The sequence below is a fragment of the Amycolatopsis sp. La24 genome (assembly GCF_029087445.1).
In the GTDB taxonomy this organism is placed as follows: Bacteria; Actinomycetota; Actinomycetes; order Mycobacteriales; family Pseudonocardiaceae; genus Amycolatopsis; species Amycolatopsis nivea.
The window spans coordinates 30,291-49,733 of sequence record NZ_JARACH010000010.1 but is presented as its reverse complement, the minus strand read 5'-3'; the positions used below and the strand labels follow the sequence as shown (position 1 = coordinate 49,733).

The following is a 19,443-nucleotide window of genomic DNA, read 5'->3' as shown; positions in this document are numbered from 1 at the left end:
CCGTAACCCGGTCGAGTGCGCGCCAGCGGTATCCGAGGCGTTTCCCTTGCCGAGCAAGAGCAATCGAGGGAACGCGTACCCGGCCCGCTGCTCCGATCCGGCGAACCGCGCGGGCGGTGGACGGCCACCCGGCTGAATCGCGGGTTCCGCCGTTGTCCGTTCCGGAATCGGCTGGATAGCGTCGGCCAGCGTATTCACCCGCGCGAAAGGAACCGGATGAACGTCTACGTGACCGGGGTGTTCTGGGTCGTCGGCGCGGCGATCGCGGCGGCGGTGATCGGCTATCTCGTCCGGCGCTTCGGCTGGGACGAGGGCCGCCGCGACAACAACGACGCCGCGGGCCAGGTGTTCACCATCGTCGGCGGGCTGCACGCGGTGCTGGTCGCGTTCGTGCTGATCTCGCTCTTCGACGCCGTCACGGCCACGCGCGAGGGTTCCTACACCGAGGCGGAGGGCCTGGTCGCCGCCACCTGGTCGGCCGAGGCGCTGCCCGGCGACACCGGCGAGCAGGTGCGGCGCCTGGCCATCGCGTACGCGACGACGGTGTCGAAACAGGAATGGCCCCGGCTCATCGACGACGGACCAGTCCCGGACACCGGCTGGACGCAGCTCGACCAGATGCGCCGCGTCGTCGCCAACGCGCAAGCCAGCGACGACTGGACGAACGACCGGAAGAAAGACGCCGCCGCCCAGCTCTGGCAGGTGTACCAGGCCCGGCAGACCCGGCTCACCGGCGCGGAAACCGACGGCGTCGGCTCGGTCATGTGGTTCGCGCTCATCCTCGGCAGCGTCATCTCGATCCTGCTGCCCAACCTCTTCGGCGGCACGCGGATGGCCGCGCACCTGGTGATCGTGTCGACGCTGGCCGGCACGATCGTGCTGCTGTTGTACGCGATCTTCCAGCTGCAGAACCCTTACGCCGGCGGCGCGAACGTGCATCCGGACGCGTTCACCTCGGCGATCTCGCGGCTCGGCTGACCGGTGCGAGGTTCCCGGTACCTGACTGTGGTGGCCGCCGCGGCCGCGGTCGCCGGGCTGCTCGTCGCGTCGGGGTGGCTCGCTCCGGCTCGCCAGCGCGCGGCCGCGACGTCCTGCCGGGTGCTTCAGGTCGAAAGCCGCGACGGGCAGTCGTCCGACATCGTGCGGTTGACTTTGCCCTCCGGTGCGCGACATCTGTTGCACCACAGTCCCTTCGCGCTGAATGCCATCGCGTATTCGTCGGCGCAGGACGTGACGTACGGCGTCGCCGACGGACGATTTCGCGACGGCTGGCACGCGGTGCGGATCGACTCCGACGGCGAGTTGACCGACCTCGGCGGGGTCGGCCGCGACACGCACCACGGAGTATGGAGCTGGGTGACTGGCGCGACGGCCGGGGCGATGTCCGGCAACTCCTGGTACGTGAAGCGGGCGACCAGTCTGTACACAGTGGACGTCGACCCGCACAGTTCCGGTTATCTCACCGCGACTGGGCCGGTGTTGCTGCATCCGTGGTGGCTCGCGTCCGGAGTGGACGATTTCGCGTACAACTCCGAAGACGGCCTGCTGTATGGGGTTTCGTCCACGGGCGAGGGCGCGGCGGTCACGGTGAATCCGGTGACCGGGAAGGTCGCGAAGGTGCCGGGGGAGCGGTTTCCGGAGGCGACTTACGGTTCGGTCGTGTTCGGGTCGGACCGCAAGCTTTACGCAACCGCGAACTGGGTCGACGGGCGGAGTGTCACGTACCGGCTGGACGGCGGTTCCGCGGTCGAGGTGAGCACTGGGCCGCCGATGGTCATGTCCGACGGTGCCGGGTGTTTGGCGGAACCCCCGCCGCCTCCGCCACCCCCGCCGCCGCCGTCGTCCTCGGCCCCGCCGACGACCTCGTCCACGCCGACGCCACCGCCATCCCCGACGTCGTCTCCGTCCCCGACGCCATCGACCTCGGCGAGCCCCACACCGTCGTCCGTTCCACCGTCCTCATCGTCACCGCCACCCATCACGCCGAATCCGGTCACCCCCACCCCGTCCCGGCAACCGCCGGACGCGATCATCCCGCCCATCCCGATGCCGCAGCCCCCGGCGCCGTCGCGCGCCGCCCCGGTGAAGGCCATCCCGAAACTGCCCGAGAAACGCGCGGCGAGAGCACACGACAACGTCAAGAAGCAGCGGCGCTGGGGCATCACCGCGGTCCTGCTGATCGTCGGAGGAGGTGCGGTAGCGGCTCGAGCACGGCGCGCTCGTTAACGCGGCAGTCGTCTCGATGACGGACGCTGTCCAACTCGGCCGTCAAGACTCCCCCAGGCGTCGAAACGACGCCAGAGGAGGAGAAAGCCGAATGAAAAGCGTGAAGATCGGGTTGGTCGCGCTGGTGCTGCCGCTGGCCGCCGCGGGACCGGCCGAGGCCAAGGGCCGTCCGGACGACCATTACCGGGTGCGGGCCGGGCACACGCTGCAGGTGCGCGGCGACGCGCAGCGCGACGGTGCGGTGGTGCGGCATACCGATCCCGGGCACGGCGCGCTGACCATCGGCCCGGACGGGTCGTTCCGCTACACGCCCGCCGCCGGGTTCACCGGACGCGACACGTTCACCTACACCGTGAGCGACGCGGTCCGGCTGTACCCGACGGACTTGCCGCCGCTCGGCACTGTCGGCGGCGTCAAGATCACCGGCGGCGGATACGGGTCCGCGCTCACCCCGGTGCCGGGTTCGCGGGACGAGTTCTACGGGCTCACCGACCGCGGCCCGAACGTCGACGCGCCTGATGGGTCCAAAGTGGAGCCGCTGCCGTCGTTCACGCCCGCCATCGGCAAGTTCCGGCTCAAGGGCGGGAAAGCTGTGCTGGAGCGGAACATTCCGCTGCGCGCGGCCGACGGAAAGCCCTACAACGGCCAGGTCAACACGCTGGCGAACACTGGCGAGACCATCGTGGACCGCGACGGCGCGAAACTGCCCGCGTCGCCGAACGGCTACGACTCCGAAGGGCTCGTCGCGCAACGCGACGGGACGTTCTGGGTGTCGGACGAGTACGGCCCGTTCATCACGCACTTCCGCGCGGACGGCCGGGCGATCGAGCGGCTCTCGCCGTTCGACGGGTCGCTGCCGAAAGAACTCAAGAACCGCGTGCCGAACAAAGGCATGGAGGGGCTCGCGCTCACTCCGGACGGCCGGACGCTCGTCGGCATCATGCAGTCCGCGCTGCAACAGCCGGATCTCACGAAGAAGCCCAGCAAGGTTCCCGCGCTGCGGATCGTGACGGTCGATCTGAAGACCCGCGCCACGCACGAGTACGCCTACCTGCTCGACAACCCGGACGAGACCGGCACCGCGGTCTCCGAGATCACCGCGCTGTCAGCGACCCGGTTCCTCGTGGACGAGCGCGACGGAAGGGCCGAGCCCGGCGCGTACAAGAAGCTGTTCGAGATCGACCTGAGCAAGGCGACCGACCTCGGACCCGCGGCGAAGCTGCCGGGCGCGACCTACGACGCGGCGAAGGGCGGGCTGCTCGTCGACGGAGGCAAGAGCATCGAGGCGTACGTCGGCAAGGCCACTACCGCGGAGGCTCAGGATGCGCTGGCGAAGGTCGGGGTGACTCCCGCGGCGAAGAAGCTGTTCCTCGACGTCGGCGGCCTGGTGACCGGGCTCGACCCGAGCGGCGGCTTCTTCGGGCACGACAAGGTCGAAGGCGTCGCGGCGACCGACGGCGGCCGCACCGTGGTGATCAGCAACGACAGCGACTTCGGCATCGACGGCGTCGCGAACTCGGCGGCTCCCTACACCCTGCACGCCAAGACGCAGCCGAACGGCCGTCAGGACGACGGCGAGTACCTGAAGGTGGACATGACGAAGCTGCCGGCGCGGACGCGCACGTTGACCGTGACCATTGACGTGCGCTGAGGACCGTCAGTACTTGAACTGATCCACGTTGTTCTGCGTGATCAGCAGGGGATCGCCGAGCAGGACTGTCTGGGTGGCCGCGTCGTAGCGCACCGCGGGGAGTTCCGGGCTCACGTTGTTCTTGGGCCGGAGCGGGGCGCCGGTCGCGAGCTGCTCGGCGGTCCAGGCGGTGAGGTAGCCGAGGGATTCGACGTTCCACAGCACCGTCATGGAGCAGGAACCGTCGACCAGATACGGCTTCATCGTCTGCGGCGTGCCCGTGCCGACGGTGAAGACCTGGCCGATCTTCTGCTGATCACGCACCGCTCGCGCGACGCCGGGCGTCGCCGTGGTGCATTGGCCGATCATGCCGGTGAGCTTCGGATGCCGGTTGAGGATCTCCTTCGCCAGCTTCGTGGCGGTGGTGGTGTCCTCGTCGGCATACACCGTCTCGACCAGCTTCGCCTGCGGATAGCGTTGCGCCGCATACGTTTTCTCGGCTTCGATCCACGAGTTGAGGTTCGCCGCGGCGCGCCCGCACGAGACGATGGCGTACTCGCCGGTGCCGCCGGTTTTCTTCATCAGCGAGTCGACCAGCGCCGAACCGATGCCCTCGGCCGTCGTCTGGTTCACGAAGACCTCGCGCTGGGACCCGGCGGCGTCGGTGTCGGTGGTGAGCACGTGGATGCCCTTCGCCCGCGCCTCCGCGATCGTCGGGGCCAGCTGCGCCGGATCGTTCGGGGCGACCGCGATGACGTCCACGCGTTCGGCGATGAGCTGGCGCAGGATCGCCGTCTGCGCGGCCGGATCGACCGACGCCGGGGCGCGGAGGAGCCACTTCGCGCCGAGCCGGTTGGCGGCCGCCATGCCGCCGGCGTTCATCGCGTCGAAGTACGGGATGCCGCCGATTTTCGGCACGAAGGCGATTTTCGCCTGCTCCGGGGGCGAGTCCGACAGAACCGGCGAGCAACTGGCCGCCATCGCCGCCGCGGTCGCCACGAGCGCCGCACCCAGCACGAGCGTTTTGGTCCGCCCTCGCATCCCCCACCGTTCCCCGGCTATGTGACCTGGCAGCCGAAGGTAGGGCCAGTGACGGCAGGGGGTCAACCGAACGCGACCAAACGGTTACGCAAGCGAGTTCAACCGCCGGACGGCGCAGCCTCCTCTCCGTCCGTCGGCTGGTTGGCACGGCAGCGGCGGGCGACAGTCATCACATCGGGCGACCTTGCGTTCTTGATACCCCCAAGGGGTATAGTCGCCAGCATGAACGAACACCAGCACGGAGCGTCTTGGTCCACCGCCGCCCAGGCGACGCTGCACTGCCTCACCGGTTGTGCCATCGGCGAAGTGCTCGGCATGGTTCTCGGCACCGCGCTCGGCCTGCACAACGCGGCCACTGTGGTGCTGTCCATCGTGCTGGCGTTCGTCTTCGGCTACGCGCTCACCATGCGCGGCGTGCTCAAGTCGGGCCTCGCGCTCGGTGCCGCTTTCAAGGTCGCGCTCGCCGCCGACACGGTGTCGATCGCGGTCATGGAGGTCATCGACAACACCGTCGTCGTGGCGATCCCGGGCGCGATGGACGCGGGATTGTCGAGCGGCTTGTTCTGGCTGTCGCTGGCGTTGTCGCTCGCGATCGCCTTCGTGGTCACGGTTCCGGTCAACAAGTGGATGATCGGCCGCGGTCGCGGGCACGCCGTCGTGCATGCCCACCACCAGCACTGAGCCTCAGCAGGACGGCACGGCCGCGTCGGCTCGGAGGTAAGCCCCGGACACATAGTGCCCGGGGCCGATCCGGTTCCAGCGCGTGGTTCCGTCCACCGGATCGCCTTGCACGGAACACTCGATCGGCACCTGCGCGGAGTCGGCGGCCAAGCCGGCCGAGGGCGCGTCGTTGCTCGCGGACGTGTGCACGATCAGCGGGGCGCCGCCGGTCACCACGCCGGTGGCCGGAGCGCTGCCGGTCCACAGGAAAGTGACGTCCACGTAGCTGCTGCCTTCGAGGCCGAGACCGTCCCAGAACGTGCCGTCGGCCAGGTCGAGACCGGCTGGATTGCGCACGGTGCGGCCGCGTTCGTCCTTGCCGCCGTTGAACCCGTCTTGGTACGCCGCTTGTGCTTCCGGCACGCCTTGCGGCAGTGAACCGAACGTCGCGCGCCGGTCGGCGGGGTTCCAGTAATCGTCGTGTTCGTTCCACGGCCCGACATCCCACACCGGCGCGTACTCGCAGCGGGTGCCGTCGGTGCGGCAGACCCGGACGGTGAAGGTCCCTCTTCCCTTCGAGGACACCGTTTTCGTGGACGGGAGCGCGACGAAATGGTCCCGTTCGGTGATCCGGTGCCCGCTCGAAGTGGTGCCGCCGACGAGTCCTTCGCGGGTCGCGTAGAGGCGGTAGGTCAGCGGTCTTTCCAACGCTCTCCTGCCGTGCTTGGGTTTGGCGCAAGCGGGAGACGGAGTCGACAAAGCGATAACCGCCACTGCGAGAAGGACGTGACCAGCCGCTTTCCTGGTGTTCATCTGCGCATCGTGGCCCGGCGCGCGGGTTTGGCCGCGCAACCGGGCCCGCGCGTCAGGCGGACACGATCCGGTGCGGTCCGGTCTTGCGGGGCTGGTCGTCGACCGGGGTGCCGGCGGACAGTTCGCGCCGGATCGCCCGCGCGCGTTCGGCGTAGCTGCGGGACCGTTCCGGCTGGCTGAGCGCGGAGTGGAGTTCGCCGAGGAGCTGGGACACCTCGGCCTCGGACCGGCGGTCGCCGTTGCGGCGGTGCACGCTCAGCGAGTTCACCAGCAGCAGTTGCGCGTGCGCGAGATCGCCGCTGTACAGGCACAGTGCGCCCAGGTTCTGGTTCGCGTAGCCGACGCAGTGGTCGTCGCCGAGATCGGTGAACACGGCGATGGCGCGCGTGACGTGTTCGCGGGCTTCGGCGAGATTGCCCTCGCGCTGGTTCAGGAGCCCGAGCCGTTGCAGCGCATGGGCTTCCCGGTGCCGGTCGCCGATTTCGCAGGACAGCTCGAGTGCGTCGGTGTACCAGCGGCGTGCAGTCGCGTAGCACTTGCGCGCGACCCAGATCGAGCCGATCGCGATCCGGATTACCGCTTCGCCGTGCGGATCGCCCGCCTCGCCGAACAGCCGGAGCGCTTCGTGGCACGGTTCGAGCGCGCGGTCGGTTTTGCCTTGCATCCGCAGCACGGTGCCTAGACCGGCGTAGGCCTCGCCGAGTCCTTGCCGGTCGCCGATCCGTTGGTACAGCTCGCGTGCTGCCTCGAAGGCGACCATCGCGTCCGCGTCGTTGTCTTGGTACAGCAGGACTTGGCCGAGGTTGCGCTGGACGACTGCCTCGCCGCGGATCGCGCCCGCCCGGCGAGCCGCTTCCAGCGCGATCAGGTGGGTGGCGTGCCAGTCGTCTTGATGGCCGCGGAGGTCGAAGTACGGCGTGAGGGCCACGGTGAGCCGCCAGGTCAGGTCGTCGAACCCGCGTTCGGCGGCAAGCGCGACGGCGCCGACGCAGGTGGCGCGTTCGGCGGCGAACCAGGCGGCGGGGTCGGTCAGCAGACGATCGGCTTCCGGCGGCAGGGGCAAGTCGGTGTCGTCGTGGTACTGGCCGAAGAAATGGATCGGCATGCGTTCGGCGGCTTCTACTGCCAGCGCCAGATATCCCTCGAGCACGCGGCCGATCGCGGCGCGGGTTTCGCCGGGCTCGGCCAGTTCCGCGGCGTAGACGCGCAGGAGGTCGTGCAGGCGGTAGCGCGGTTGTCCCGCGACGTCGGTGGCGACTAGCTCCACCAGGTGGGCGTCGACGAGCACGTCGAGGACGTCGTCCGCGGACGGGCGGCCCAGGACCGCGGCGACTGCCCAGGCGGGGAATTGCACCGGGCCCAGCGCGCCCAGCCGACGGAAGGCCGCGGCGGCGGACATCGGCAGGAGGTCGTAGCTCAGAGTCACGCTCGCCCGGACGGCCAGATCGCCGACGCGCAGCTCGTCCAGGCGGCGGTGCTCGTCGTGGAGGCGGTCGGCGAGGATGCGCAAAGACCAAGTCGGCCGGTGGGTGAGTTTGGCTCCGGCTACCCGGATCGCCAGGGGGAGATGTCCGCATTGGCGCAGGATCGCCGCGGCGTCTTCGGGTTCGGCGGCTACTCGTTCGTGGCCGACGATGCCTTCCAGCAGCCGCGCGGCTTCCGGCTCGGGCAGGAGATCGACGTCCACCGGCATCGCGCCGGCGAGGTCGGGCAGGCGGATCCGGCTGGTGACCAGTACGGCGGACGCGCCCGCGCCGGGGAGCAGCGGGCGTACCTGGGCGGCGCTGCCCGCGTCGTCGAGGACGATGCACATCCGGCGGCCGGCGAGCTGGGAACGCAGAAGCGCGGAGCGTTCGGCCAGGTCCCGGGGGAGGCCGGAGTCGGGAATGCCCAGGGCGCGCAGGAGTTCGGCGAGGACGCTCATGGGCGAGCGCGGCGACGACGAGGTCCCGGCCAGGTCCACATGCAACTGTCCGTCCGGGAAAACGGTGCGGACGGCATGCGCTACCCGTACGGCGATTGAGGATTTGCCGATGCCGGGTGCGCCGGAGAGGACGACGATCGTGGGGCGTTCTGCTTCGGCGTGGTGGCGGAGTTTCGCGACCAGGTGCTCGATGACTTCGCCGCGGCCGGTGAAATCGGGCAGATCCAAGGGGAGTTGGCAGATCGGCGGGATTTTGGCGCAGGGGACTTCGAGGGTGGTGCGGAGTTCGCGGAGTGCGGCGCCGGGGCTCGCGGACAGTTCGTCGGCGAGGGTTTGTTCGACCAGTTCGTACGCTTCCGCGGCTTCGGTGGTGCGGCCCGCGTCGCGAAGGGCGGTGATGAGGTGATGCCAGAGTTCTTCGCGCAGCGGGTGTTCGGTGACGAGGGCGCGGAGTTCGGCGATGACTTCGTTGTGGCGACCCAGATCCAGGCGGGCGCGCAGGCGTTGTTCCTGCACTGCCAGGCGCAGTTCGTCCAGGCGCGCGACGGTCGGGCCCCAGGTGGGATCGTGGGGGAGGCCTTCCAGTACTTCGCCGCGCCAGAGGGAGTGCGCTTGGTCCAGCAGGGCTAATGCGGTTTCCGGGTCGTCTTGGGATTCCCAGGCTTGGGTGGCGAGGCGGGTGAAGACGAGGTGGTCGAGTTCGTCTTCTTCGACGGTGAGGAGGTAGCCCGACGCTCGGCTGGTGATGCGGTCGGCGAGGTCGGGGGAGGTTTCCGCCAGGCGTCTGCGCAGGGAGTGGACGTAGGTGCGGATGTTGGCCGCTGCGGAGCGGGGGGCGGTGGTCGGCCAGAGGACTTCGACCAGGGCTTCGGTGGACACGACGATGTTGGGCTGGAGGGCCAGCGCGGCCAGCAGCAGACGGGGCTTCGGGCCGCCCAGCGGTACGGCCCGGCCCTCGGCGATGACCTCCAGCGGCCCCAGGATCCGGAAGGTCAGCGAAATCAATTTACCCGCCTTGGCGGCAAGGTCCCCATGGTCGGCATGCTAGGAGCGTTTGGGGCGGTTGCCTAGATCCACTGGGGGAGGAATACCCCATATGGGGTGATATCGGGGGTGGATGTTGCTTGGTGTTCGGCTGGGGTGGGGTGAATTGTTTTCATGTGCGGGCCGCGGGCGGCTCGTCGCCTGGCGGCGACATTGCGCCCGGAGTGGTTGCGTGGGGCACCCCGAAGGTTGATTGTGCTGACGGTCTGGGGGTGCTTGTCAAGGCGGGAAAGATGCCTTGACAAGCACCCCCAGACCGCAGATGAGCTTCGTATCGGGGTTGGGGGAGGGGCTGGGTGCCTCGCTCGTTGGGTGCACCGGTGCGGGTTTGGTGGTGGTGGGGGCTTGCGCCCCAATGTGGCATTGGGTGCATCCCGGGTGGGGTGGGCTGGTCGTGGGTCGTGAGGGTTCCCCTCACGGAATCAGGGTCAATGAGGGTGGCCCTCATGGCGGCTTGGGCGATGCGCTCGGCAGATGGGTGAGGTTCTGGTGTTGCTGAATGGGATTGTGCGACCTTCGTAGGTGGTGTTGCTGGCCGTCTAGTGCTGGGAGGGGGTTGTGGGGGAACGGGCATTCTTCTGATTTCTGGACATTCCGCTGTGGACAGTGCGGATGAAACGGACTTTGGTTGCAGTTGTCCCTTTGGTCGCGATGAGGGGAGCAGATAACGGTTCCGCACCGGGGAGCCGGACGCTTCCCTGGCGGGCCGGGCAGTCCTAATCTCGTTCCGGCGGCAGGCGGGGGTCGAGGGGCCGCGCAACACGAGGGAGTTGCTGTGCGTAGAAGCGTCACCATGTTTCTTTCGCTTGCGGTGGTGGGCGGTTTAGCCGCTTCGCCTGCCGTGGCGTCGGCTCAGGGGCGGGCGGACATTCCGCAATCGCATCCGGTTTGGGCCAATCCGCAGTCCAAGGTGGCCGACACGGCTGGGTCGTCCACTATGGACTTTCGGGTTTACTTGAACCTCAAGGACCAGGGCGCGGCCGAGGCCGCCGCTCAGTCGGTGTCCGATCCGAACAGTCGCAACTACCGGCATTACCTGTCGCCGGACCAGGTGCGGGACCGGTTCGCGGCTACCGACCAGACTGTGTCCGCCGTGAAGAACTGGCTGTCCGCAAGCGGATTCGGCATCGGCGAGGTGCCGTCCAACCGGGCGTACGTCGAGGCGACCGGTACCGCCGATCAGGTGCAGCGCGCGTTCGCCGTGACCCTGGGCAAGTACCAGGTCAAGGGGCAGACGTTGCGGGCGGCGGACAAGGACCTGTCCGTTCCGGCTTCGCTGGCGAACGACGTGCTCGGCGTCGTCGGCGTCGACCAGGCGACGAACCTCTTCAAGCCGGACCACACCGACGGTGCGGACCCGACCGCGAAGAAGCAGTCCCGGGCACAGGCCAGCCCGTCGACCGCGCCGCCAAGCAACGGGTTCCGCAATTCTGGTCCGTGCAGCGCCTACTACGGCGAGAAGACCGACACGACCGACCCGGCGTACAACGGCAAGCAGCTTCCGTACGCGCCGTGCGGCTACACGCCCGCGCAGTTGCGTTCGGCCTACGGGCTGGACCAGGTCGCGAAGTTCGGTGCGGACGGCCGCGGCACCACGATCGCCATCGTGGACGCCTTCGCGTCGCCGACGATCTACGCCGACGCCTCGGAGTACGCCAAGCGCAACGACCCGGCGCACCCGCTTACCCAGCAGCAGTTCAAGCAGCACATCTTCCCGCCGAACCCGGTGCTCGAGCCGCCGGACCAGTGCGACGCTTCCGGCTGGTACGGCGAGGAAACCCTGGACGTCGAGGCCGCGCACGGGCTCGCGCCGGGCGCGAACATCCTGTACGTCGGCGGGCAGGACTGCGAGGACCTGTCGCTCGACACCGCGCTGAACTACGTCGTCGCGGGCCACAAGGCCGACATCATCTCCAACTCCTACGGCGACACCGGCGAGGACATCCCGGCCGCCGAGGTCAAGGTGTTCAACCACATCTCGCTGCAGGCGGTGCTCGAGGGCATCGGCGTGTACTTCTCCTCCGGCGACAACGGCGACGAGGTCGCGCGCCTCGGCACGCCGTCGCCGGACTTCTCCGCCTCGGCTCCGTGGGTGACCGCGGTCGGCGGCACGTCGCTGGCGGTCGGCAAGGACGGCAAGCGGATCTTCGAGACCGGCTGGGAGACCGGCAAGTCGACGCTGACCGACGGCACGTACGCCCCGGCGTTCCCGGGCGCGTTCAACGGCGGCGCGGGCGGCGGCACCAGCCGGCTGTTCGGCCAGCCCTTCTACCAGAAGGGAATCGTGCCGGACGCGCTGTCCACGAAGAACCAGACCGGCGGCGCGAAGGGCCGGGTCGTCCCGGACATCTCCGCGATCGCCGACCCCAACACCGGCTTCCTGGTCGGCCAGACGCAGACCTTCCCGGACGGCGTCTACTACGACCAGTACCGGATCGGCGGCACGAGCCTCGCGTCGCCGGTGTTCGCGGGCGTGATGGCGGTGGCCGACAGCCTCGACCACTACCACCACGGGTTCATCAACCCGGTGCTGTACCAGCTGACGTCGCGCACGTCGGCGATCCACGACGTGCAGCACGTCGACGGCGCGGTGCAGCGCGTGGACTTCGCCAACGGGGTCGACGCCACGGAGGGGCTGAAGACCTCCGCCCGGGTGCTCGACTACCCGAACCTGACGATCCACACGACCAAGGGCTACGACGACGTGACGGGCCTCGGCTCGCCCAACGGAGTGGCGTTCCTGTTGCTGGTGTGACCGAGGGGTGAAGGAAGGGCCTGCCGGGATTCCCTGGCAGGCCCTTCCTTGCGTTCACGGCACGCGGACCGGCGGATGCCGCAGCGCGCGGACCGCGGGCGAGCGCAGCGGGGACAGCGCGGCGACGGCGATGACGATCCCGCCGACCAGCACCACCTGCGGCGCGCCGAACGCCGCGCCGAGCGGTCCGGCCAGCAGTTCGCCGAGGGGGATGCCCGCGTAGGAACCGAAATCGTCGAAGGCGGCCATCCGCGACAGCAGATGCCCGGGGATGTTCTCCTGCATCGTCGTGTCCCAGGCGACGCCCATGACGCCCGCGCAGAACCCGGCGGCGAAGGTCGACCCCGCCAGCACCGCGAACCCCGCGTGCAGGCCGAGCGCGAGCAGCGGCAGCACGGTCAGCGCCGCACTCGCCAGCCCCAGCGGCAGCAGCCGGCGCGGTGCGAGCCGGTACATCACCAGGCCCGACAGCAGTGCGCCCACCGCGCGCACACTCAGCACCACGCCCCATCCGGCCGCGCCGATCGTGTCCTGCGCGATTCCCGGCCCGAGCACCAGCCAGCCGCCGGTGAACACGATGTTGTAGACGGTGAAGGCGCTGACCACCCGCCACAGCCACGGGATCCGCCAGAACTGCCGCCAGCCGGTTCGCACACTGTGCAAGACGCTGTCCGGCTCGGAGTGCTCCGCCGGGGGCAGCGTGATCGCCTGGTAGAGCAAGGCGGCGAGCACGAACGACACCCCGTCGGCGGCGATCGCCCAGCCGCCGCCGACCGTGCTGACCAGGACCCCGGCGACGGCCGGACCGGCCACCTTGGTGAGGTTCCGCCCGGTGGCCAGCAGCGAGTTCGCCTGGCGCAGCGATTCCGCCGGGACGATCTGCGGCACGATCCCGCGCAGCACCGGCGTGGTGAACGCGGTGCAGACCCCGCCGAGGAACTCGGTGCCGGCGAGGGCGGCCAGCGAGTAATTCCCGGTGAGCAGGATGGCCGCGGCGACCAGTTGCGCCGCGCCCGCGCCGAGGTTCGACAGCCGCAGCACGCGGTTGCGCGGGAACCGGTCGCCGACCGCGCCGCCGACGAGCAGGAACGCGAGCCGCGGCACGATCCCGGCGGCGAGCACGACGCCGAGGTCGGTCGGGCTGCGGCTGCTGCCCAGCACCGCGAACGCCAGCGCGACCGGGGTCATGGCGCTGCCCAGCAGCGAGACCAGTCGTCCGAGGTAGAAAACGGCGAATGCGCGATGGCGCAGCGGAGTGCGCGGTCTTTCCCCCACCCCGCGATCTTGGCGAGAACGGGTCGGGAACGCCACAGAGTATTGGCGCGGCCGGGTACTCCGGTTCAGACTCACGGGTCAGCCGGGAGAAAGGGCACGAAATGAGCGGGATCGACGCCGAGGTCTTCGGGGGCCGAATGCCGTCTGGAGCAGGGGATTTCGCGATCGAAACGCACGGAATCACCCCGATCCCGCACGCGAACCGGTTCGGGCGGCCGTGGCGGCTCGCGGGCGTGTGGTTCGCCCCGAACCTCACCATGACCGCGGTCTTCACCGGCACCCTCGGCGCGACGCTCGGGCTCGGTTTCACCACCGGGTTCGTCATCGCGCTGATCGGCACCGTGCTCGGTTCGCTGCCGGTCGCGTGGCTGTCCACCTGGGGGCCGCGCACCGGAACCGGGCAGCTGCCGCTCGCGCGGCTCCCCTTCGGCCGCGGCGTCGTGCTGCCGGGCCTGGTGCAATGGCTCGGCTCGATCGCGTGGGACGCGCTGGTCGGGCTGTTCGGCGGCGAGGCGCTGGCGCAGCTGACCGGGCTGCCGTTCTGGGCGGCGGTGCTGGTGGTGCTGGTGTTGCAGTGCACGCTCGGCGTGTTCGGTTACGCGGTGATCCACCGGGTCCAGGCCGTGATGAGTGTGGTGCTGGTTGTCGCATTTGTCGCGCTCGCGGTAAAGGTGGTGCTTGATCACCCGATCACGTTCGCCGATTCCGCGACCGGCGGCGATTTCGCCGGAGCTGTCGTGCTGTTTTCCACCATTACGCTCAGCCTCGCAATTTCGTGGGCTCCTTATGCGTCGGATTTCAGCCGTTACCTGCCCGCCACGACCCGGTCGAGCGGCGTCTTTTGGTACACGCTGCTCGGACTGACCGCGTCGTACGCGATCGGCGAAGGCATCGGTCTCGCCCTCGGCACAGCGTTGGGCGACCAGACCGCCGCCGGGGTGTCGACGCTGCTCGGCGGCGGCGTGCTGGGTGCGGTGGCGCTGCTGGTGATCGCGCTGGCGGCGGTGTCGTCCAACGCGATGAACGACTACAGCGGCTCGCTCGCGTTGCAGACTGTCGGCGTGCGGGTGCGTCGTCCGGTGTCCGCGGTGGTCGTGACGGTGCTGGCGTTCGCGTTGATCCTCTGGATGCACAGCGGCGATCTGGCGGCGAAATTCCAGAACGTGCTGCTGGTGGTGAGTTACTGGATCCCGCCGTTCCTCGGTGTCGTCGTGCCGGACTGGCTGCGGCGCACCCGTCGCGGCCGCGAGGTCGACGTGCTGGCTGAGCTGCGACGACCGGTTCGCAGCTGGGCCGCGCTGGTGGCGTTCGTGGTGGGCTTCGCGGCGGCGGTGCCGTTCATGAACACGACTGTCTACACCGGACCGGTCGCCGCGGCGCTGCACGGGGCGGATCTGGCCTACTACGCCGGGTTCGTGGTTTCGCTTGTGGCGTATCTGGCGCTCCGCGGCCGCCGACCGGTTGACCTCCAGTAAGGTAGAGGTCGCACGCTGGCAGGTGCCTACTTCTGGAGGGACCATGCCAGTAGCTGTTGTCACCGGCGCTTCCGCCGGTCTGGGCCGGGCGCTCGCCTCGGCTCTCGTCCGTCGCGATTGGACAGTGCTGGGCACCGGACGCGACCCGGGGACGCTGCGTGCGGCCGCCGCAGACCTCGGGTTCACCCCGGTGCCCGGCGACGTCACCGATCCCGCGCACCGCGCCCAGCTCGCCGAAGCCGCCGGATCCCGGCTCGACCTGCTCGTCAACAACGCCAGCACGCTCGGCGTCAGCCCGCTGCCGCCGCTGGCCGAGTATCCGCCGGACGAGCTGGAAACTGTCTTCCGCACCAACGTTTTCGCGCCGCTCGCGCTCGCCCGGCTGCTGTTGCCTGCGCTCGCCGCGGCAAAGGGAGTGCTGGTGAACATCAGCTCCGACGCCGCCGTGGAGGCGTATGAGGGCTGGGGCGGCTACGGGGCGGCGAAGGCCGCGTTGGACCACGTGAGCGCGGTGCTGGGCGTGGAAAACCCGGACATCGCGGTGTATTCCGTCGATCCTGGGGATCTGCGCACCGCCATGCACCAGGCCGCATTCCCCGGCGAGGACATCTCGGACCGGCCGCTGCCGGAGACCGCGGTACCGGCTTTCCTGCGGCTGCTGGAGGAACGTCCGGCGAGCGGCCGCTTCCGGGCAGCGGATCTGCAGGTGCAGTCATGACCGCACCGCGCACCCGGTTCGACCTGGCCGAGGACCGCAGCGCGTCCGCACCGCCCGAAGCGCGCGGCCTCGCCCGGGACGAAGTGCGGCTGCTCGCTGCCGGTCCGGAAGGCGTGCAGCATGCCGTTTTCCGTGATCTGGCAGCGTTCTTGAATCCCGGCGATCTGCTGTTGGTCAACACTTCCGGCACGCTGGCCGCCGCGGTCGACGCCGTCCGGGACGACCACGTCATCACCGTCCATTTCTCCACTGAGCTGGATGACGGCACCTGGGTGGTCGAGCTTCGCGCTCCCGGCGGCCCGCTCCTCGACGGATGCGCGGGGGAGCGGCTCAGGCTGCCCGCTGGCGCCGTTGTCACGTTGTGCGAGCCGCACGTCGCCGGGGCACAACGGTTGTGGCGCGCGAAGATCGAAGTAGAAGGCGAGGTCCCGCGGTATCTCGGGAAGGTCGGGCGGCCGATCCGCTACGGCTATGTTCCGCGCGCGTGGCCGTTGCCGAATTACCAGACGGTGTTCGCGCTCGATCCGGGTTCGGCGGAGATGCCGAGTGCGGCGCGGCCGTTCACTGCGGAATTGGTCACACAACTCGTCTCGCGCGGTGTGCTGTTCGCACCGATCTTGTTGCACACCGGCGTCTCGTCGCCGGAAGCCGGGGAACCGCCGTACGGTGAGCGATTTCGCGTTCCGGCCACGACTGCGGCGTTGGTCAATTGGGTGCGTGACCAGGGTGGACGCGTTATCGCAGTAGGGACAACGGCGGTGCGCGCGATCGAATCCGCCGCGAATCCCGGCGGACTCGTCACCGCGGCTGCGGGCTGGACCGAACTGGTTCTCGGCCCGGACCGGCCGGCACGCGCGGTCGACGGTTTGCTCACCGGCCTGCACGCGCCGGAGGCTTCCCACCTGCTGCTTCTCGAAGCGGTGGTGGGTCCGGAGCTGGTGCAGCGGGCTTACGACGCGGCGGTGCGACGGGAGTATCTGTGGCACGAGTTCGGCGATGTCTCGCTCCTGACAAGCAGGTGAGGCCCAGGCCTGTCAAGTAATCCCGCACAATTTCCCGGGATGCGGATGCATATGCAGTCTCGCGGGTGAACGTGTCATTCTCGCCCCGTTCCGCTGACCGCGAAAGGGCCATTTGTGCGTACATTTCCGCGAACCCGATTGCTCGCTTCCGCACTCGCCGCTGTGACGGTGCTCGGGGCGCTCGCTGGGTGCACCCGCGCGGACCGCACCGAGGCCGCGACCAACCAGGGCGCCGCCGGGGAGGTGCGCGTCGGCTTCTTCCCGAACGTGACGCACACGCCCGCGCTGATCGGGGTCAAGAAGAACTTCTTCGCGCAGAACCTCGGCGGCACCAAGCTCACGACACAGACGTTCAACGCCGGTCCGTCCGAAGTGAACGCGCTGCTCGGCGGTTCGCTCGACGTCGCGTTCATCGGCTCCGGGCCGGCGATCAACGCCTTCACCAAGTCCAAGGGCGCGATCCAGCTGGTGTCCGGCGCGGTCACCGGCGGCGCGCAGCTGGTGGTCAAGCCCGGGATCGCCTCGGTCGACCAGCTCAAGGGCAAGACGATCGCGACGCCGCAGCTGGCCAACACCCAGGACGTCGCGCTCAAGAAGTTCCTCGCCGAGAAGCACCTGACCGGCCAGGTCAACGTGACCAACCTGGACAACCCGAAGACGCTCGACGCGTTCCGCAAGGGCGAGGTCGACGGCGGCTGGCTGCCCGAACCGTGGTCGTCGCGGCTGATCGCCGACGCGGGCGCGAAGGTGCTGGTCGACGAGAAGTCGCTGTGGCCGCAAGGCCGGTTCCCGACGACCGTCGCGATCGTGCGCAGCGAATTCCTCAAGCAGCACCCGGACACCGTGCGCGCGCTGCTGAAGGGCGAGCTGCAGGCGATCGACTGGGCGAAGAAGAACCCGGCTGAGGCGAAGACCGTGGTCAACGGAGCGCTCAAGGAGCTGTCCGGCAGCTCGCTCAGCCCGGCCGTGCTCGACCGCGCGTTCGCGAACATCGAACTGACCACCGACCCGGTGCCCGCGCAGTTCCCGCAGCTGGCCAAGGACTCGGTGACCGCGGGCGTGGTCGACCAGGTGGTGGACCTCAAGGGGTTCGCCGACTTCGGCCCGCTCAACGAGGCACTCAAGGCGCAGCAGCTGCCCGCCGTCAACGCGCCCGAACTGGCCAAGTGACGTCCCGACCGGAAGGCGATCCGCGATGACCACCACGCTGGCCCGGCCAGTGACCGCCGCCGTCCACCTCGACCGCGTGGGCAAGGTGTTCGGCTCCGCCGGCAACGCCGTGACCGCGCTCGACGGGGTCGACCTCACCGTCGAACCGGGCGAGTTCGTCTGCCTGCTCGGGGCGTCCGGCTGCGGCAAGAGCACGCTGCTGAACCTCGTCGCGGGCCTCGACCAGCCGTCCGCCGGCGAGATCACTCTCACCACCTCACGGCCCGCGGTGATGTTCCAGGAGGCCGCGCTGATGCCGTGGCTGACCGCGTCCCGGAACGTGGAACTGCCGCTGCGGCTCGCTGGCTTCGGCCGTTCCGAGCGTCGGGAAAAGGCTGCTGAGCTGCTGGACCTGGTACGGCTGAGCGACGCGGCACGCAAGCGTCCGCACGAGCTGTCCGGCGGGATGCGGCAGCGGGTCGCGCTGGCCCGTGCGCTGGCCGCGACCCACCGCGTCGGCGGTGACGACGGCAACGCGCTGCTGCTCATGGACGAACCGTTCGCGGCGCTCGACGCGATCACCCGCGACGTGCTGCAGAGCGAGTTGCTGCGGGTGTGGCGCAGCACCGGTACGTCGGTGCTGTTCGTGACCCACGACGTGCGCGAGGCGGTCCGGCTCGGACAGCGCGTGGTGCTGCTGTCGTCGCGACCGGGCCGCGTGGTCCGCGAGTGGGACGACGTGCCGTCCGCCGACGCCGAACTGCTGGCCGAGGAGATCACGGCCGATCTGCGAAAGGTGATCAGCACCCATGCCGCAGCCTGATCAGGCGGCCCCCGAGCTCGACGAAGCCGTCGGCGCCGGCCTGGACCGGCTCGACACCCCCACCGGCGCGCGGCCGGCTTCGCTGCGCCGCCGGTTCGTGCGCGGATTCCTGCCGCCCGTCGGCGCGCTCGTGCTGCTGGTGATCCTCTGGCAGATCCTGTGGGCCGCCGCGTTCTGGCCGGAGACCACGCTGCCCGCGCCGCTGGACGTCTGGGCCGAGTTCTGGAGCACGGTCACCGACGGTTCGGTCTTCGGCTTCATCTGGACCTCCGTGCACCGCGCCGCTTTGGGTTTCGCCGCCGGGGTCGTGCTCGGCACGCCGCTGGGCATCCTGGTGGCGAAGGTCCGCGTGGTGCGCGCCGCGATCGGCCCGTTGCTGAGCGGGTTGCAGAGCCTGCCGTCGGTGGCGTGGGTGCCCGCCGCGGTGATCTGGTTCGGCATCAACGACGCGGCGATCTACTTCGTCGTGCTGCTGGGCTCGGTCCCGTCGATCGCGAACGGCCTCGTGTCCGGCATCGACCAGATCCCGCCGATCCTGCCGCGCGTCGGCAAGGTGATGGGCGCCGGCCGCCTCGCCGCGGCCCGGCACATCCTGCTGCCCGCCGCGCTGCCCGGGTTCCTGGCCGGGCTCAAGCAGGGCTGGGCGTTCTCGTGGCGTTCGCTGATGGCCGCGGAACTGATCGCGCGCTCGCCGAGCCTCGGCGTCGGGCTGGGGACGTATCTCAACGACGGGTCGTCGTACAACTCGATGCCCAAGGTGATCGCGGCGATTTTCCTGATTCTGTTCGTCGGAGTGGCGATCGAGCTGATCGTGTTCCGCCCGCTGGAACGGTCGGTGCTGCGCGCGCGGGGCCTGACGGCGTCACTCTGAGTACCTGCCCGAGCGCC

At 69.5% G+C, this 19,443-nt stretch carries 15 protein-coding genes; 11 read left to right on the top strand and 4 right to left on the bottom strand.

Going from position 1 to position 19,443, the window contains the following annotated elements; genetic code table 11:
• Positions 1–216 precede the first annotated feature (216 nt).
• The 3 genes from PUT80_RS13160 (at position 217) to PUT80_RS13150 (ending at position 3,877) form a co-directional block, all read left to right on the top strand.
• The gene (locus tag PUT80_RS13160; protein ID WP_134732677.1) at positions 217–978 is read left to right on the top strand and encodes a DUF4239 domain-containing protein; all 762 of its coding nucleotides are present in this window, start codon (positions 217–219) and stop codon (positions 976–978) included.
• Between the two features lie 3 nt (positions 979–981).
• Positions 982–2,226 (top strand): serine protease, encoded by a 1,245-nt coding sequence (locus PUT80_RS13155; protein ID WP_275292105.1) that lies wholly within the window; start codon positions 982–984, stop codon positions 2,224–2,226.
• Positions 2,227–2,317: 91 nt separating this feature from the next.
• A complete protein-coding gene (locus tag PUT80_RS13150) occupies positions 2,318–3,877 on the top strand; it encodes an esterase-like activity of phytase family protein (protein ID WP_275292104.1) in 1,560 nt (519 codons plus the stop codon).
• A gap of 6 nt (positions 3,878–3,883) precedes the next feature.
• On the opposite strand, the gene PUT80_RS13145 is transcribed toward PUT80_RS13150, so the two are convergent.
• Positions 3,884–4,897: an autoinducer 2 ABC transporter substrate-binding protein gene (locus PUT80_RS13145; protein ID WP_275292103.1), complete on the bottom strand. Its 1,014-nt coding sequence runs from the start codon at positions 4,895–4,897 to the stop codon at positions 3,884–3,886.
• A gap of 222 nt (positions 4,898–5,119) precedes the next feature.
• Here PUT80_RS13145 and PUT80_RS13140 point away from each other — a divergent pair, with 222 nt between their 5' ends.
• Positions 5,120–5,578: a DUF4396 domain-containing protein gene (locus PUT80_RS13140; protein ID WP_037811965.1), complete on the top strand. Its 459-nt coding sequence runs from the start codon at positions 5,120–5,122 to the stop codon at positions 5,576–5,578.
• Positions 5,579–5,581: 3 nt separating this feature from the next.
• Here the strand turns inward: PUT80_RS13140 and PUT80_RS13135 are convergent, their stop codons facing one another.
• Positions 5,582–6,265: a hypothetical protein gene (locus PUT80_RS13135; RefSeq protein WP_343076881.1), complete on the bottom strand. Its 684-nt coding sequence runs from the start codon at positions 6,263–6,265 to the stop codon at positions 5,582–5,584.
• Positions 6,266–6,422: 157 nt separating this feature from the next.
• Positions 6,423–9,299: a BTAD domain-containing putative transcriptional regulator gene (locus tag PUT80_RS13130; protein WP_275292102.1), complete on the bottom strand. Its 2,877-nt coding sequence runs from the start codon at positions 9,297–9,299 to the stop codon at positions 6,423–6,425.
• A gap of 814 nt (positions 9,300–10,113) precedes the next feature.
• Between PUT80_RS13130 and PUT80_RS13125 the strand changes: the two genes are divergently transcribed.
• Positions 10,114–12,093, top strand: coding sequence for a S53 family peptidase (locus PUT80_RS13125; RefSeq protein ID WP_037811964.1), 1,980 nt, complete (start codon positions 10,114–10,116; stop codon positions 12,091–12,093).
• A 54-nt stretch (positions 12,094–12,147) separates the two neighbouring features.
• On the opposite strand, the gene PUT80_RS13120 is transcribed toward PUT80_RS13125, so the two are convergent.
• A complete protein-coding gene (locus PUT80_RS13120) occupies positions 12,148–13,368 on the bottom strand; it encodes an MFS transporter (RefSeq protein WP_275292101.1) in 1,221 nt (406 codons plus the stop codon).
• Between the two features lie 101 nt (positions 13,369–13,469).
• Here PUT80_RS13120 and PUT80_RS13115 point away from each other — a divergent pair, with 101 nt between their 5' ends.
• From PUT80_RS13115 to PUT80_RS13090, 6 genes are all read left to right on the top strand, one after another.
• The gene (locus PUT80_RS13115) at positions 13,470–14,843 is read left to right on the top strand and encodes a cytosine permease (RefSeq protein ID WP_238607971.1); all 1,374 of its coding nucleotides are present in this window, start codon (positions 13,470–13,472) and stop codon (positions 14,841–14,843) included.
• 43 nt (positions 14,844–14,886) lie between these two features.
• Positions 14,887–15,561, top strand: coding sequence for an SDR family NAD(P)-dependent oxidoreductase (locus tag PUT80_RS13110; protein ID WP_275292100.1), 675 nt, complete (start codon positions 14,887–14,889; stop codon positions 15,559–15,561).
• The gene (locus PUT80_RS13105) at positions 15,558–16,583 is read left to right on the top strand and encodes an S-adenosylmethionine:tRNA ribosyltransferase-isomerase (protein WP_275292099.1); all 1,026 of its coding nucleotides are present in this window, start codon (positions 15,558–15,560) and stop codon (positions 16,581–16,583) included. Before PUT80_RS13110 ends, PUT80_RS13105 begins: the two co-directional genes overlap by 4 nt.
• Before the next feature lie 114 nt (positions 16,584–16,697).
• A complete protein-coding gene (locus PUT80_RS13100; protein WP_275292098.1) occupies positions 16,698–17,753 on the top strand; it encodes an ABC transporter substrate-binding protein in 1,056 nt (351 codons plus the stop codon).
• A gap of 25 nt (positions 17,754–17,778) precedes the next feature.
• Positions 17,779–18,555 carry an ABC transporter ATP-binding protein gene (locus PUT80_RS13095; RefSeq protein WP_037811954.1) on the top strand — a complete coding sequence of 259 codons (777 nt, stop codon included), beginning with the start codon at positions 17,779–17,781 and terminating at the stop codon, positions 18,553–18,555.
• Positions 18,542–19,426, top strand: a complete 885-nt coding sequence (locus PUT80_RS13090) for an ABC transporter permease (RefSeq protein ID WP_037811952.1) — start codon at positions 18,542–18,544, stop codon at positions 19,424–19,426. The genes PUT80_RS13095 and PUT80_RS13090 overlap by 14 nt, the downstream gene beginning before the upstream one ends.
• Positions 19,427–19,443 lie beyond the last annotated feature (17 nt).

What these genes read in the sequence shown, in the direction of transcription:
- PUT80_RS13160 (WP_134732677.1), top strand. Translation starts at nt 217, where the DNA reads ATGAACGTCTACGTGACCGGGGTGTTCTGGGTCGTCGGCGCGGCGATC.
- PUT80_RS13150 (WP_275292104.1), top strand. Translation starts at nt 2,318, where the DNA reads ATGAAAAGCGTGAAGATCGGGTTGGTCGCGCTGGTGCTGCCGCTGGCC.
- PUT80_RS13145 (WP_275292103.1), bottom strand. Translation starts at nt 4,897, where the DNA reads ATGCGAGGGCGGACCAAAACGCTCGTGCTGGGTGCGGCGCTCGTGGCG.
- PUT80_RS13140 (WP_037811965.1), top strand. Translation starts at nt 5,120, where the DNA reads ATGAACGAACACCAGCACGGAGCGTCTTGGTCCACCGCCGCCCAGGCG.
- PUT80_RS13115 (WP_238607971.1), top strand. Translation starts at nt 13,470, where the DNA reads ATGAGCGGGATCGACGCCGAGGTCTTCGGGGGCCGAATGCCGTCTGGA.
- PUT80_RS13110 (WP_275292100.1), top strand. Translation starts at nt 14,887, where the DNA reads ATGCCAGTAGCTGTTGTCACCGGCGCTTCCGCCGGTCTGGGCCGGGCG.
- PUT80_RS13105 (WP_275292099.1), top strand. Translation starts at nt 15,558, where the DNA reads ATGACCGCACCGCGCACCCGGTTCGACCTGGCCGAGGACCGCAGCGCG.
- PUT80_RS13095 (WP_037811954.1), top strand. Translation starts at nt 17,779, where the DNA reads ATGACCACCACGCTGGCCCGGCCAGTGACCGCCGCCGTCCACCTCGAC.
- PUT80_RS13090 (WP_037811952.1), top strand. Translation starts at nt 18,542, where the DNA reads ATGCCGCAGCCTGATCAGGCGGCCCCCGAGCTCGACGAAGCCGTCGGC.